General features: G+C 55.5%; 13 protein-coding genes. 1 reads left to right on the forward strand and 12 read right to left on the reverse strand.

Features of this window, described 5'->3' with window-relative positions; all coding sequences use genetic code 11:
- Positions 1-3 precede the first annotated feature (3 nt).
- From ACR0DH_RS00800 to ACR0DH_RS00835, 8 genes are all read right to left on the reverse strand, one after another.
- Positions 4-972: a type II secretion system F family protein gene (locus ACR0DH_RS00800; protein WP_170531007.1), complete on the reverse strand. Its 969-nt coding sequence runs from the start codon at positions 970-972 to the stop codon at positions 4-6.
- 11 nt (positions 973-983) lie between these two features.
- Entirely contained in the window at positions 984-2,420 is a 1,437-nt protein-coding gene (locus ACR0DH_RS00805) for a TadA family conjugal transfer-associated ATPase (protein ID WP_480542037.1), read from the reverse strand.
- A gap of 24 nt (positions 2,421-2,444) precedes the next feature.
- Positions 2,445-3,680 carry a CpaE/TadZ family protein gene (locus ACR0DH_RS00810; protein WP_480542039.1) on the reverse strand — a complete coding sequence of 412 codons (1,236 nt, stop codon included), beginning with the start codon at positions 3,678-3,680 and terminating at the stop codon, positions 2,445-2,447.
- Between the two features lie 202 nt (positions 3,681-3,882).
- Positions 3,883-4,506, reverse strand: a complete 624-nt coding sequence (locus ACR0DH_RS00815; protein ID WP_480542041.1) for an OmpA family protein — start codon at positions 4,504-4,506, stop codon at positions 3,883-3,885.
- Between the two features lie 16 nt (positions 4,507-4,522).
- Complete coding sequence (locus tag ACR0DH_RS00820; RefSeq protein WP_480546447.1) at positions 4,523-5,896, reverse strand: type II and III secretion system protein family protein; 1,374 nt, start codon at positions 5,894-5,896, stop codon at positions 4,523-4,525.
- Positions 5,897-6,088: 192 nt separating this feature from the next.
- A complete protein-coding gene (gene cpaB, locus ACR0DH_RS00825; protein WP_480542045.1) occupies positions 6,089-6,967 on the reverse strand; it encodes a Flp pilus assembly protein CpaB in 879 nt (292 codons plus the stop codon).
- A 47-nt stretch (positions 6,968-7,014) separates the two neighbouring features.
- Positions 7,015-7,398 carry a hypothetical protein gene (locus ACR0DH_RS00830; protein WP_480546449.1) on the reverse strand — a complete coding sequence of 128 codons (384 nt, stop codon included), beginning with the start codon at positions 7,396-7,398 and terminating at the stop codon, positions 7,015-7,017.
- A 477-nt stretch (positions 7,399-7,875) separates the two neighbouring features.
- Positions 7,876-8,103 carry a Flp family type IVb pilin gene (locus ACR0DH_RS00835; RefSeq protein WP_480542047.1) on the reverse strand — a complete coding sequence of 76 codons (228 nt, stop codon included), beginning with the start codon at positions 8,101-8,103 and terminating at the stop codon, positions 7,876-7,878.
- A 353-nt stretch (positions 8,104-8,456) separates the two neighbouring features.
- On the opposite strand from ACR0DH_RS00835, the gene ACR0DH_RS00840 reads away from it, so the two are divergent.
- Positions 8,457-9,323 carry a lytic transglycosylase domain-containing protein gene (locus ACR0DH_RS00840; protein ID WP_480546451.1) on the forward strand — a complete coding sequence of 289 codons (867 nt, stop codon included), beginning with the start codon at positions 8,457-8,459 and terminating at the stop codon, positions 9,321-9,323.
- Between the two features lie 44 nt (positions 9,324-9,367).
- Here ACR0DH_RS00840 and ACR0DH_RS00845 read toward each other — a convergent pair whose 3' ends face one another.
- From ACR0DH_RS00845 to dprA, 4 genes are all read right to left on the reverse strand, one after another.
- Positions 9,368-9,994 carry a 3-oxoacid CoA-transferase subunit B gene (locus tag ACR0DH_RS00845; protein WP_480542051.1) on the reverse strand — a complete coding sequence of 209 codons (627 nt, stop codon included), beginning with the start codon at positions 9,992-9,994 and terminating at the stop codon, positions 9,368-9,370.
- The gene (locus tag ACR0DH_RS00850; RefSeq protein ID WP_353013719.1) at positions 9,994-10,698 is read right to left on the reverse strand and encodes a CoA transferase subunit A; all 705 of its coding nucleotides are present in this window, start codon (positions 10,696-10,698) and stop codon (positions 9,994-9,996) included. The genes ACR0DH_RS00845 and ACR0DH_RS00850 overlap by 1 nt, the downstream gene beginning before the upstream one ends.
- Before the next feature lie 91 nt (positions 10,699-10,789).
- Positions 10,790-13,408: a type I DNA topoisomerase gene (gene topA, locus ACR0DH_RS00855; protein WP_480546453.1), complete on the reverse strand. Its 2,619-nt coding sequence runs from the start codon at positions 13,406-13,408 to the stop codon at positions 10,790-10,792.
- Positions 13,409-13,560: 152 nt separating this feature from the next.
- Positions 13,561-14,694, reverse strand: a complete 1,134-nt coding sequence (dprA, locus tag ACR0DH_RS00860) for a DNA-processing protein DprA (RefSeq protein ID WP_480546454.1) — start codon at positions 14,692-14,694, stop codon at positions 13,561-13,563.
- Positions 14,695-14,891: the final 197 nt, after the last annotated feature.

The following is a 14,891-nucleotide window of genomic DNA, read 5'->3' on the forward strand; positions in this document are numbered from 1 at the left end:
CCCTCAGACCTTAATGTTGGTGATGATCTTCATGACGATCAGATTCAGCGTCAGCAGGATGCCAACGACGAAACAGGCCGGAATGAACCAGGGGTGATCCAGAACCTCGTCGTAATAGCCGGGGTCTTTCACCAGGATAAACACCAGACAGGCGATTGGGAAACCAGACAGGAACTTACCAGACCATTGCGCCTCGGCCGTGATGGCTTTGACCCGGCGGAACAGGCGGAAACGTGCGCGGATAACCTGTGCGAGACCGGCCAGAATTTCTGCGAGGTTACCGCCCGATTGCTGTTGAATGCCGACAGCAACGGCGAGGAAGCGCAAATCCTGCATATCCAATCGTTCTGCCATGTCTTTCAGCGCCTCGCCCACATCGCGGCCATAGGCGCATTCATCTGCGATTACACCGAATTCAGTTCCCAGCGGGTCCTGTACTTCGTTAGAAACCACCTGAATTGTCGAAACAAACGGGTTGCCCACACGCAGGGATCGGACCATCAGTTCGACGGCATCTGGCAGCTGCTCTTCAATCAGGCTCATCCGCTTCTTGGCTTTGTGGTTCACCCAAGCGTAGACACCGCCAATACCGATCGCGATTGAAATCGCGATGCGCAGGGTGATCTCTGTAGCGGTACCAATGCTCAGCCCCATAAACGCGACAACAGAGACCAAGCACATGATCATGATCAACTGCCGTGGCGAGAACGCAATCGCCGCCTTTTGCGCTTTGTCTGCAAGCAATGAATACAGAGGGATGCTCTGCGATTTCATATGCTGCTGCATTTCCTTGCGCAGCTGTTCAAGTACCTGTTCGCGCCCGGCGCCTTTTTCCAGCATATCCAGTCGACGGTTGACCCGGCTGTTCAGGCTGATGGATTTGCCGAACGCGACAAGATAGATGCCTTCAACTAGGGCAAGGACCCCCACAAATATGGCGACATAGATGATCGCCTCCATAGGCACATTCATACTAAGCTCTCCTACACTGTGGTTGGGTCGTAGATGGACGCAGGCAGGTCAAAGCCCCACAAACGGAACCGTTCCGAATAGTGGCTGCGTACACCCGTTGCAGTGAAGTGACCGATAATCTTGTTGTCAGGTGTCAATCCAACGCGTTGAAATCTAAAGATTTCCTGCATCGAAATAACATCACCTTCCATACCGGTGATCTCGGTGATTGATGTCATGCGACGCGAGCCGTCCTGCAGGCGGCTGGCCTGCACGATCAGGTTCACAGCGGATGAGATCTGGCTGCGGACCGCTTTGATCGGCATCTCAATGCCGGCCATTGCGATCATGTTTTCTAGACGCGAGATGCCGTCCCGTGCCGAGTTGGCGTGAATCGTCGTCATTGACCCATCATGACCGGTGTTCATGGCCTGCAGCATGTCGATCACCTCGGCGCCACGCGTCTCGCCAACGATGATGCGGTCAGGGCGCATACGCAGGGCGTTTTTTAGACAGTCGCGCGGGCTGACCTCACCCTTACCTTCCACGTTGGGTGGGCGGCTTTCCATCCGGCCCACATGGGTCTGCTGCAGCTGAAGTTCCGCCGTATCCTCGATGGTAAGGATGCGTTCGGCATCGTCGATAAAGCTGGATAGCGCGTTCAGAGTGGTCGTTTTACCAGAACCCGTACCGCCCGATACGATCACATTCAGTCGGGTCGACACTGCGGCCTGCAAATAGGCGGCCATCTCTTCGGTAAACGCGCCGAAATTGACCAGATCGTCAATGCCCAGCTTGTCCTTTTTGAACTTACGGATGGAAACCAGCGAACCGTCCACCGCAATTGGTGGCACCATAGCATTGAAGCGCGATCCATCGGCCAGACGGGCGTCAACATAGGGGTTGGATTCATCAACTCGACGACCCACGGCGGATACGATCTTGTCGATGATCCGCATCAGGTGCTTTTCGTCCTTGAAGGTAATGTCGCTGATTTCCAGCTTGCCGGCGCGTTCCACAAATATCTGTTGCGGGCCGTTCACCAGAATATCGTTGACAGTGTCGTCCTGAAGCAGCGTTTCTAATGGGCCAAGGCCTGTGACTTCGTCATAAAGTTCTTTGTTCAGTTGGGTCCGGTCTTCGCGGTTCAGAACAATACTACGCGCTTCAAGAACTTCGCTGGCAATCGCGCTGATCTCTGAGCGCAGTTCAGATTCATCAGCGTTTTCCAGTGCAGCAAGGTTCAGGTTCTCAAGCAATTCACGGTGCAGCTCGATCTTGATTTCGCCCAGGCGTTCCTTGCGCTTGCGATCGCGATCAACACCGTTCGCCTCTGCCGCTTTTTTCTGAACCGGTTTTCTTGCGATGGCATTTTGTGCGGGGGTATCTACAGGTGCTGCCGGTGCGGGCGCCTTAGCCGGTGTCTGCACCGGCTGCGCTTCGGACGATTTCTTGTATCTTGAAAACACGGCTGATCCCCCCTTTGGGATGATTTATGCGGCCTCAGCGTCGCTGCTGCCCAGGCTGTGGAGTGATTTTGCCAGCTTCGCGATTTCGCGGCGCAACGGGTTCTTGGCCGCAGCGTTGGCAAGTGGCAGACCGTGGTCGCCACTTTGCATCACGGGTTTCCCGCCATCCGGCAGTTGCAAATCGATGGAAATTCCAAGGCTTTCGCCCATGCGTTTTACGCGACCTTTACCATTCAGATCGGTGAATTTCGGGGCCCGGTTCAATGCAAATCGCAGCTTGTTGAATGGCAGTTCTTCGGCTTGCAAGGCCCGTTTCAGGCGCAGCGCGTTCTGAGCGGACCGCATGTCCAACTCGATCATGGCAAAATAGACATGGGACGCCTGCAATACAGTTTCCGACCAGTGAACCAAGGTTTTCGGCATGTCCACGATGACATAGTCGAAATGCTTGCGTGCCATGTCGATGACGCGCTGAATGTCTTCCGGTGTGATCAAATCCAGTGGAACCATGTCTGCCGGTGCGGTCAGAACCTGAAGCTTTTCTTCATATGTCTGAAGTGCTTGCGAGAAGACTTCATCATCCATAGCGGCTGTATCGGACAGCATCTCGAACACAGTTTCGCGGCGCGGCAGGTCAAGATAAGTTGAAACTGTACCGAATTGCAGATCCAGATCGATCAGGCAAACCGTCGGTGCGTCCTTGTCAGATACGTTAGCAAGTTCCCAGGCCAGATTCACGGCCATGGTTGTTGAGCCGACACCCCCGGCCAGACCATGGACAACGAACATCGCGCCTTCTTTGGCGTCGCCCCCCGCCAATGGAACTGCCGCTGCTTGTGCAGCAGCAACCGGATCTGGCTGGTTCATACGCTCAATTGCTTCTTGCAATTCACCCTCGGGCAGAGGGTATGGCACAAACTCATCCGCGCCTTTGCGCAAAAGCTGATGGAGCGATGCGGGTGTCACATCCTCGGCGATCAGCACTACTTTGATCTTCTTCTCCTTCGCCTGGGTGATGATTTCACCCATCAGAGAAAGGTTGTCTTCGTCTTCGCCGTCGATGGCCAAAGCCACGAATTGCATGGAATCTGCTTCGGGCTGACCGAAAAACGCCAAGGCTTCGGCAAAACCAAGATCGCCCCAACGCTCACCCAAAGCGGCTTCCATATCTTCGATCAGCAGATCGAAGTTTTGGACGTCCCGGCTGATCGTGCAGGCCAGGATACCGGTGTTGTTGTCTTGCGGCGTCGCGCTGGTCATACAAACTACCCTCGTTGAGAGAGGCCAGCATCTCTTGCGGACGAGATCACGCCGATTGATTTGCTGTCGCCCCTAAGCGGTCAATTCAGGCCGCAGGTCACCCAATTGTTGACAATGTCGCTGTGAAGTTGGGCAAGAATTTGGCGCAAAAGAACCAATTGTAGGGAAATAGGCGACGATGTCGCCTATTTCGGGTGTATTATCAACCGTCGGCTGAGGTGCTGGACGTCTCTTCAATGTAGCTCGGCCGCGTCGCGCTTTCGACATATTCGCGATAGATGACCTCGGCATATTTGCCATCCAGCAGCTGTGATCTGCCATCTGCAAAGCCAGAAACTTCGGTCACTGTACGGCGGTTTCGCCGATCACGATTCGGCGTGTCAATCAGGGGTCGCGTTTTCCCAAACGATACCACAGCTTCAAGCCGTGAGCGCGAAATTCCTTGTTGCACCAGATAGTTAACAGCAGCTTGCGCACGGCGCAGGCCAAGGCTTTGGTTGTAACTGGTCGATCCCACGGCGTCGGTGTGGCCATAGACGCGGAAACGCGCCTCGGGGAACTGTTTGATCCAATCGGCCTGACGCTGCAGAACACTCTGTGCCGACGCGTCCAGTTGTGCGCTGTTGAAGGCAAAGTTGATCTGAACCGGAACGTCTGAGGCGAATCGGCGGCTCAGGATCTGTGCAAAGGTCAACTCGCCATTCATGACCTGGATATTGTTGAGCGTTGCGTTGCCGTATGCGCCCTGGTCGAGCTCATATCCCGCCTCGCGTGTACAGGCCGAGATGGCGACTGTGAGACCCAGGGTGATAATCCACTTGTTCATTGGTCTATCCTCCTCATCAATCCAGAACGTAGCCGTAAGAGCTGCCAAAATCCTGTTTGGCAACCTCGGATGCAGCACCTGTACCTTGGCGTTCCGTACGCGCAACACGGCCCGTGACGAACAGGTCAAAGTCGCTGGGTGGTTTGACGCGATCAGTTGGCAACGCAAGGGCTTCGCCGCGTGTCGGGCTGACCAGATGCGCAGTCACGATGATGACAAGCTCGCTTTGTTCGCGCTGATAATCAGCACTGCGGAAAAGCGCGCCCAAGATCGGAACATCACCCAACCACGGGATCTGGTTGTTTTGATCGGTGAAGTTGTCCTGAAGCAAACCTGCGATTGCAAAGCTTTCGCCATCGCGCAGCTCAATGGTTGTCTTCGCCAGACGCGTGATAAAGCTGGGCACAATGTCACCATTGATCGTGAAGTTCGAACTTGTATCAATCGCCGAAACAGCCGTACCCATTTCCAGGTTGATCAGGTCACCGTCCACAACGCGCGGAGTGAACTTCATCTCAACGCCGAACTGTTTGAATTCAATTGCAACGACCCCATCGTCTTGGGGCACCGGAATTGGAACCTCTCCACCCGCAAGGAAGGATGCTTCCTGCCCGGACAGTGCCGACAGGTTGGGTTCAGCCAGATTTCGCACCAGGCCTTTTGTTTCTAGCGCTTGAAGCAAAACATTGACCTGTGCCGAACCCACGCCGAAGCCGAACAGCAACGTACCGTCTTGCACCGCAACAGGAGGAACAAGGTTCTGAGGGTTGAAACCACCAGAAACGTCTCCGCTCGCGAAGGAAAGCGATGAGGAAAGCTGTTTCGCAACCGAACGGTTCATTTCGGCAAAACGGACTTTCAGCATGACCTGCTGAACTCCACCGACCGACATTAGGTTCGATACGCGTTCAGGTGCATAGCGTTCAGCCAATTCAAGTGCGCGTGCCAGTTTGGCTGAGCTTGAAACTGTGCCCGACAATACAATGCCGTCATTAGCGGTGCGGACCTCAATTGGCTCCGACGGCAGAATCTGACGCAGACGCTCTTTAAATTCCGTCACATCGGGCGCAACGCGAACGCGCACGTTCGCCAACAGCATGCCGGCGCCGTCAAACAGCGTCAGGGTGGTCATGCCGGGTGTCTTACCCAGAACATAGATAGTCCGGTCTGAAAGCGACGAGATATCCGCAATGCCCGCATTGGCAATGCTGAGTTCGGCGAACGGCTGTTCGCTTTCCACAACGATTGCGCGGTTCATCGGAACATCCAGTGTTTCCACTGTGCCTTTTTTCACCACGCGAAGGGTTTCGGCCCTGGCGGCATCGCCGACCGGGCCCATAACAAGCGATAACCCCAGCAGGGTTGCGCTGATCCAGGAACGTATTGTCATGTGACCTGCCTCTCCGATCACGCCTCGTTTTTTTGGGTCTGATGCCCTATGGCTAAGACAGTGCGCGAAAACCGAATTTATTGCAATAATCAATGGTTTCTGGAATTTTGTTTATGTGGACAATAGGCAACAATGGATAAATTCAGGCCGCGCTTTATGCGAGGCCTGAACCGGTAACGTTCTGAATTGACGTTAGTTTGTGCAGGGAATCTGGGTTTCAAACGTGTCGCCACCGCGTCGAATGCGCGTGGTGCAGACCTGCTCTTTCGCTTTTTCAGGGGCAGGCGCGATTTCTTCGATGCCCAATAGCTTTCTTTGGTCAACTTCGATTGCAGATGCGACTGATTCATCCTGCACGCCAACAAGTGCCAATGATAGACGACCCGTGTTCTGAGCTTGGGCAAGCGCCGCGACTTGCTCGGGTGTGGCAGCAACCGTCACGGTTCGCGCGATTGTCGTTTGCGACACGTCTGAACCCGCAGTTTGGTCGACAGCAATCAATTGGATGTTTGATTGAATTAGACGTGTAATACCACCGGCTGACCCCTCGGCAGTGCCGCTTGAACCTGTCCAGTAGATATCAACGTTATCGCCCGGGCGCAGGAACCCGGATACGCCTGATGCCACGTCAACGCTAATGGCGAAAGCGCGCATGCCTTTTTCCAAACGCGATGTCAGGCCAGCCTTTTCGCCCGGCTCAGTAACTTTAACTGCCAGAATCGCCTCGTCTTTTTCCATGGTGCGAAGGACAAAGCGCTCCTGCGGTCCGATCTCCGGAAACAGGACCGCCATCTCGGTGAAGGTGCCTTCGGGAATCGCGTTTTCGGGCCAATCGACGGCGCGAACGTCCTCTGGTGTCAGAGCTTCGCCGTACTTCAGCGGCCGATTCGACACGTAAACAGTTACAGTGGGGATGACATCAACCTGAGCATTGGCCAGCGCCTCGGCTGCCGCCAGCTTCTGACGGGCAAGCTCGTTCTGGTACTCGGCAATATAGTTGCGCGCCATGTAGACGGCACCCCCTGCCAGAGCCACCCCGACAATCAGAACAAGTCCGAATACCGCTCGCATATTTGTACCTCACTTTTTTGCCGGTCGACTGGTTGGCGACAGTATCACTAATTTTGAACAGCATAATCCCTACAGAGCAATTGTGTCGAAATATGGGACAAATTGGCCAATCGCTCGGGAATCTTAACACTGTTGCATTGGAAGTGTTCTGAGACCTGCCGTAGAAATTCAGTCTCTCTTTGAAACGAAAACGCCGCGCGCAGTATGCGACGGCGTTTGTCTTTTTGTATTAATGAATTCCGTTTATTAGGTTCAACCGCCGCCCGAGCTTCCGCCTGATGAGGAACCACCGCCGGAAGACGAACCGCCACTCGAACTCCCACCGGACGATGATCCACCTGAAGAGGAGCCGCCAGCCGTACCAGCAACCGTGAGGCCGCCAGCGTTGTTGTTGTCACCGGTGCTGACGGTTGAGGAAGTAAGCGCAGCATTCACGTTTCCGCCATAACTGTTCGTCGCTGAGGCGATCGCCAAGTACAAGGCCGAGCCGATTCCAATTATCAGGGCCGTCAATACCACCCAGTCAACTGTGACGGCGCCGTTTTCGTCACGTGAAAACCGTCTGATGAACTTGTACATCTCACCTCTCCGAGTCCGTGGTCTAGCGCAGCCTAAGCATGGGTGCAGGCCGCATATGCTGCAGTTCTGAGATCATTTTTGCGTGACATCAATGGCGGAAATAGGGCCAAAGATTGCGCATAGCGCCATAGTTTGTGGTTTGCCGCCCAAAGTAACACTGCAGGCTAAAACTGGGGGGATGGTTGTTCTGGCAAGGTGCGAATGCAATTTACTGGCAATCAGCATCTGGCTTTTTGCTACGCGACCGGAATCCACTGGAAGAACCTCAAAAACAAAAAAAGAACCGCGCCTGGACAGGCGCGGTTCTAAATCAAATGTTAAGCGTTCGCTTAGTTGCTGCCTGCTGTGGTCACACCACCTGCGGCAGTGTTGCTGCCGGTCGAGATGGTTGCGCCGTTCAGGGCGGTGTTGACGTCAGTCGCCAGGCCGGTCGCGCCAGCCGAAATCTGCTGGTATGCAACGGCTGCCAGGCCGATGACTGCTGCGGTCAGAACAACCCAGTCAACTGTTACTGCGCCGTCTTCGTCTTTGCGGAAGTTCTTGATGAACTTGATCATGTTACGTCCCTCCTAAAGGATCTAATAAAGTCTGTTGAACCTTGGCGTCTTTCAGAGCTTTCTCTCTCAGTCCGCTCCAGTCCGTCTCGGTATGGGCTTATGTTTGACGGGTACGCATGGCAGGAATTGGGCCAAACCGATATTTTTTTCTGTTTGATTTAACTTTTTCGATACGAATTGCTTAACTATCAGATAACACATAGAAAAAAAATCAGTTAGTACCCTTTTCACCGTGCTGGGCGGTGCAAAAAAGCGCCAAATGAGGCGAAATTGCCCCAATTCGCTTTGTTTTTCTGGCCTTGCGAGACGTTTTGCGGTTCAACTTCAGAAAAAAGAGAGCATGAGGCAGGCAAATGGATCTCCGGGGCGCACTTAAATGCGCCGGTGTGTTGGTGTTCCTAACCGTTAGTGTTGCGCCTTTAGGGGCAACTGAACGCGAACCACGCGGTGTATATAAACGGATCAAAGCGCCGAAACCCGGTGAACGCCCGCGCGTGACCGTTCAGATATCTCCACAAGAGCATGCCGCCAGACCATCCGCGCCAAGTACAGGGGCCGAACTGATCGTGCCCGAAGTCATCAAGAAAGCCAAAGTTCCGCCAGCGATCACGCCGGATGCAGGTGTCAAAAGTAACCCCAAAGGTTCATACAAAGCATTCTGGGATCGGATATCGCCGGAATTGGCGCAGGCTCGGGCTGGCCGATTGGAGGACGCTATCCAGGCCCTGTCAGCAACGAGTATCAAATCCCCCAGGCTTCAGACTTTGCAGAACATTGCACAACAACAGGGCGTGGATATCCTGCGCTCGACAGTTGGCACAAATGTCTCGCCAGCCTTGGTGCTAGCTGTGATTGCAGTTGAATCAGCGGGTCGTGCGGATGCTGTCAGTTCCGCTGGGGCGCAGGGATTGATGCAGCTGATGCCCGCAACTGCAGCGCGTTTCGGCGTGAATGACAGTTTCCAGCCGGATCAAAACATCTCTGGTGGTGTGAAGTATCTGAATTGGCTGATGGAAGAGTTCGGCAATGATCCGATTCTGGTTCTTGCTGGATACAATGCGGGCGAGGGTGCCGTTAGAAAACACAGCGGTGTGCCGCCCTATGCTGAAACACGGGACTATGTGCCTAAAGTTCTGGCAGCGTTTCAGATCGCGCGTGCGCTTTGTTCGACACCACCTGATCTGATCTCTGACGGTTGCGTGTTTCAGACCACCAACTAAAAAGGCCCGCCACTCCGAGCGGGCCCTTGGCTGAACACGATTGTTTAATCGACGATCTTAGCCTGAGTCGCAGCGCGCATGTCGTCTTCGCTCACACCATCCGCGAGTTCGACGATCTTCAAACCATCCTCGACAACGTCCAGAACGCCCAGGTTGGTGATGATGAGATCAACCACGCCTTTCCCGGTCAGCGGAAGGGTGCATTCTTTCAGAACTTTCGAGTCACCGTGTTTGTTGGTGTGATCCATCACAACGATGACACGTCCAACACCGGCCACGAGGTCCATCGCGCCGCCCATGCCCTTGACCAGCTTGCCAGGGATCATCCAGTTGGCCAGATCGCCTTTCTCGTCCACCTCCATCGCGCCCAGGATCGCCGCGGCAATTTTTCCGCCTCGGATCATGGCAAAGGATGTGGCGCTGTCGAAGTAGGATGTGCGGGACAGTTCGGTGATCGTCTGCTTGCCTGCGTTGATCAGGTCTGGGTCTTCTTCACCCTCAAATGGGAAGGGCCCCATGCCCAGCATGCCGTTTTCGGATTGCAGGGTGATGTCCTTATCGCCCACATAGTTCGCCACCAGCGTCGGAATGCCGATGCCGAGGTTCACATACATGCCGTCTTCCAGCTCTTCCGCTGCGCGCGCGGCCATCTGATTGCGGTCCCAGGGCATTATGCGTCCTCCTTCTTGCGGGTGGTGCGCTGTTCAATGCGCTTTTCGTGGCTGCCCTGAATGATGCGATGCACATAGATGCCGGGCAGATGGATAGAATCCGGGTCCAGTGAGCCGCGCGGAACAATCTCTTCCACTTCGGCCACACAAATCTTGCCGCAGGTTGCGGCGGGAACATTAAAGTTGCGAGCGGTCTTGCGGAACACCAGATTGCCAGTGTCATCCGCCTTCCAGGCCTTCACAATGGCCAGATCGGCAAAGATGCCTTCTTCAAGGATATATGTCTCACCGTTGAAGTCCTTGTGCTCTTTCCCGTCGGCGATCACGGTGCCCACGCCGGTTTTAGTGTAGAAACCGGGGATGCCAGCACCACCCGCGCGCATTCTTTCGGCTAGCGTGCCTTGGGGGTTGAACTCCAGCTCCAGCTCTCCGCTCAGATATTGGCGCATGAATTCGGCGTTCTCGCCGACATACGAGCTGATCATTTTTTTGACCTGCTTGGTCTGCAGCAGGATGCCGATTCCGAAATCATCCACACCGGCATTATTCGAAGCAAAGCTCAGGTCTTTGACACCCGAATCCTTGATCGCCTCAAGCAACAACTCTGGAATGCCGCACAGGCCGAATCCGCCCGCCGCAATCAGCATGCCATCCGACAGCACTCCGTCGAGCGCCTCAGAGGCATTGGCATAGACTTTCTTCATGGAAAACTCCCCCAATGACATGGTGATGGGCAGGTTGTGCCGCCACGTCATTGGGAAGTCAATGAAACCAAGGGGCTGGTGGTATTTCTACCTACCCGGCCGCCTTTTTGGCGGTCTTCTTGGTGGCGGCCTTCTTTTTGGGTGCCGCCTTTTTCTTGGTGCCTTTCTTGGCTGCGCGCTCGTTGACCAGTTCAACGGCCATTTCTTGCGTCACATCTTCGGGCTTGATGTCTTTGGGGATTGTCGCATTGACCTTTTCCCACTTCACATATGGACCATAGCGCCCGTCCAGCACCTGCATCACACCGCCATCGGGGTGCTCGCCCAGCTCTTTCAGCGGTTTTGCAGCGGCGCGGCGCCCGCGACCCGGATTGGCGCGCTTTTCGGCCAACAGTTCGACGGCACGGTTCATGCCGATTTCGAACACATCATTTGGGTCTTTGAGATTGGCATAGACCGGCTTGGCCTCATCGGCCAATTGATGCATCAGATATGGTCCGAAGCGACCGAAGTTTGAACTGATCATGCCACCCTCGGGGTGCTCGCCGATCTGGCGGGGCAGGGACAACAACGTCAGGGCCTTCTCAAGGTCCATGTCGTCCTTGCTCCATCCACGCGGCAGAGAGGCGCGCGGGGGCTTCTTATTCTCAGGCGTCGGTTCGCCGCGTTGAACATAAGGGCCGAACCGTCCGGATTTCAGCCAGATCTCATCACCTGCGTCTTCACCCAGTAAACGTTCATCACCTTCTGCGCCTTCACCAGCGATGGGTCGTGTGTAGGTGCATTCGGGATAGTTGCCACATCCAACGAACCCGCCCGTGCGAGAGGTTTTCAGATGCAATTGCCCAGTCCCGCATTTTGGGCAGATACGCGGATCTGACCCGTCTTCGCGCGGTGGATACAGCTGAGGCGCAAGCGCTTCGTCCAGCTTGTCCAGCACTTCGGAAATCCGCAACTCTGACGTCTCGCCAATCGCAGCCGAGAAATCACGCCAGAACTTGCCCAGAAGGTCCTTGTAGTCGCGGTCTCCTGCGCTGACGTCGTCCAGTTCCTCTTCCAGATTGGCCGTGAACTCATAACCCACATATTGGCGGAAGAAGTTCAGCAGGAAGATTGTGACGATCCGGCCCTTTTCTTCGGGGATCAGCCGGTTCTTGTCTTTGCGCACATATTCGCGGTCCTGAATCGTGGTCACGATCGAGGCATAAGTCGAGGGTCGCCCGATCCCCAACTCTTCCATGCGCTTGACCAATGTGGCCTCGGTATAACGTGGCGGAGGTTGGGTGTGGTGCTGCAGCGCCAGAACGGATTCGTTATCGGACAGGATGGCAGCCTTGTCTTCTGCCTTTGAAGCCTGACCTTTTAGCGAGGTTTTGGCAAATGGCGCCGGATCGCCCTGCATGATCTGTGGCAGGCGCTTTTCGTCATCATCGGCAACGTCGTCGCGACCTTCCTCATAAACACGCATGAAGCCGTCAAACAGAACAACCTGACCGGTGGCGCGCAGGCCCACCTGTCCATCGTCGCTGCCGATCTCAACCGTGGTTCGTTCAAGGCGTGCCGCCGCCATTTGGCAGGCGATCGTGCGTTTCCAGATCAGATCATACAGTTTGCGCTGATCCTCGTCGGTGACTTTCAGAGCCTTGGCATCGCGCGTCATATCCGTTGGTCGGATACATTCATGCGCTTCCTGTGCGTTTTTGGCCTTGTTTTTATACATACGTGGGCTGTCCGGCACGTATTCGCTGCCATACCTTTCGGCTATGGTGTCGCGCGTGGCAGCCACGGCTTCGGGGGCCATATCGATGCCGTCGGTCCGCATATAGGTAATGTAGCCCGCCTCATACAGCCGCTGCGCCACTTGCATCGCGTGACGCGCACCCATGCCGAATTTGCGGCTGGCCTCTTGTTGCAGGGTCGAGGTCATGAAGGGCGCGCTGGGGTTGCGGGCTGCCGGTTTCGCCTCGACCGAGGTCACACTGAGTGCACGGCTGGTGATCGCCTGAACCGCCAGTTCCGCCTGCGTGGCATTGGCCAGATCGTGTTTGTCGAGCTTTTTACCCGCTAAGGTGACCAGACGCGCCTCGTAGGTCTGGCCCCGTGGGGTTTCGAACAGCGCCCGGACCGACCAGTATTCGACTGGCTTGAACGCTTCGATCTCCATCTCGCGTTCGACGATCAGGCGCAGACAGACAGATTGCACGCGGCCTGCCGACCGGGCACCCGGCAGTTTGCGCCACAGAACCGGAGATAGGTTGAACCCCACAAGATAGTCCAGCGCGCGGCGCGCCAGATAGGCCTCGACCAGCGGCATGTCGACCTGGCGTGGGTTCTGCATTGCCTCGGTCACGGCCTCTTTGGTGATGGCGTTGAAGGTTACCCGGCTGACAGGCGTGTCTTTCTTGATCGAGCGGCGCTTGGTCAGTGCTTCTTGCAGGTGCCAACTGATCGCCTCGCCCTCACGATCCGGGTCAGTGGCAAGGATCAGCGCATTATCTTCTTTCAAGGCATCGGCGATGGCTTTGACATGTTTGCGGCTGTCATTGCCGACTTCCCATGTCATAGAAAATTCATGGTCCGGATCGACCGATCCATCCTTTGGTGGCAGGTCGCGAACGTGCCCGTATGAGGCCAAAACCGTGTAGTCCGGACCAAGATACTTATTGATCGTTTTGGCTTTGGCCGGAGATTCTACAACAACTACGGGCATTTAAGATGAATCCTTGCTCGACAGACTTTGCGCGTTTTATGGCCGTGCAAGATGTGTGCGACAAGATCGAATTGTCAATGCGTTCCTTTGGCGTCTAGGCTGATGCGCGGTTTCTCATCGCCCCACACGGTCTGAGCCAGCAGGTTCGTCGGTTAACTGGCCAATGACAACAGCCCGCCGGGCTGGCGTTGAATCCGCCCTTCCAGCTCCAGATCAACAAGGACCGGGCCAATCTCGCCCGCGGTTGCGGCGATGTCGCGGATCAGCTGGTCTTCGGCTATGGGGGACGGGCCCAGGCGCAGCAATACCTGATCATGCAAAACCGCTGATTTTGTAGGGGCAGGGGCGGCCGTTTCGCCCCTTGCTTCGGCTTGGGGGAACAGTTTGGGCTGCTGTGGTGGCAGCGCGTCGATCACATCATCGGCGGATCTGACCAGCGTCGCCCCGTCTCGGATCAGTAGATTGCATCCGGCGGCACGTGCATCGAACGGGTGCCCGGGCACTGCAAGAACCTCACGGCCTTGGTCTAACGCGTCCCGGGCCGTGATCAGGCTGCCGGATTTTGCTGCAGCTTCAACCACTACAACAGCCTGAGCCAGCCCTGATATGATCCGGTTGCGGCGCGGGAAGTGCCGCGCCTGTGGTGTGACACCGACGGGTTGCTCAGATAGCCTTAGGCCCTTGGTCGCAATAGTGTGGGCGAGTTCTGTATTCTCGGCCGGGTAGATGACATCGACACCGCCCGCCATGACAGCGATTGTCCCTGTTTCAAGCGATGTCATATGCGCTGCGGTATCGATGCCGCGTGCCAAGCCCGACACGATAACATGGTTTTTTTGCCCTAGCTCCTTCGCCAACCCGCGCGCCATCCGCGCGCCGAGTGATGAACAGTTGCGGGCCCCAACCATCGCAATTGCGGGTTTATGCAAAAGTGAAACATCGCCAATTGCCCATAGCATCGGCGGGGCATCATTCAGATCGTTCAATGCCTGTGGAAAATCAGCGGACCCAAGGCACAAAAGCCGCGCTTTGGCGGCTTTTGCGGCCCTGAGTTCCGCCTCGATCACGCCGGGGGGGCAGGTTTCATACCCTGTTATACCGGCGGCGCGTGCCATTTCAGGCAGCGCGGCCAGCGCGTTCTGCGCTGAGCCATGTTCGCGAAGCAGCCGACGAAATGTCGCCGGACCGACCTTGCGAGAACGCAACAGACGAAGCCACGAAAACCGGTCCTCTTCCGTGGTGGGTGGGAGTGGGGGGTGATTGGAAGAAAGCTGCTCTTCGGTCATCCGATGCTCCGCCTGATTGCAAAACTGGTTTACGTCAGGGCGGGTTAACAGCCTGTAAATCGATGAAAATTTGCTGCGTTTCGATCGCATCTATTAGCGCAATTTGCCACTATTCATTTGATAATAAAACACAAATTCATGCAAGTTTTCAGTGCGCATTTAGCTGACTACCCAAAATACTCAACCACGCGGGAAGG

This window comes from Ruegeria sp. I1 (genome assembly GCF_056532675.1).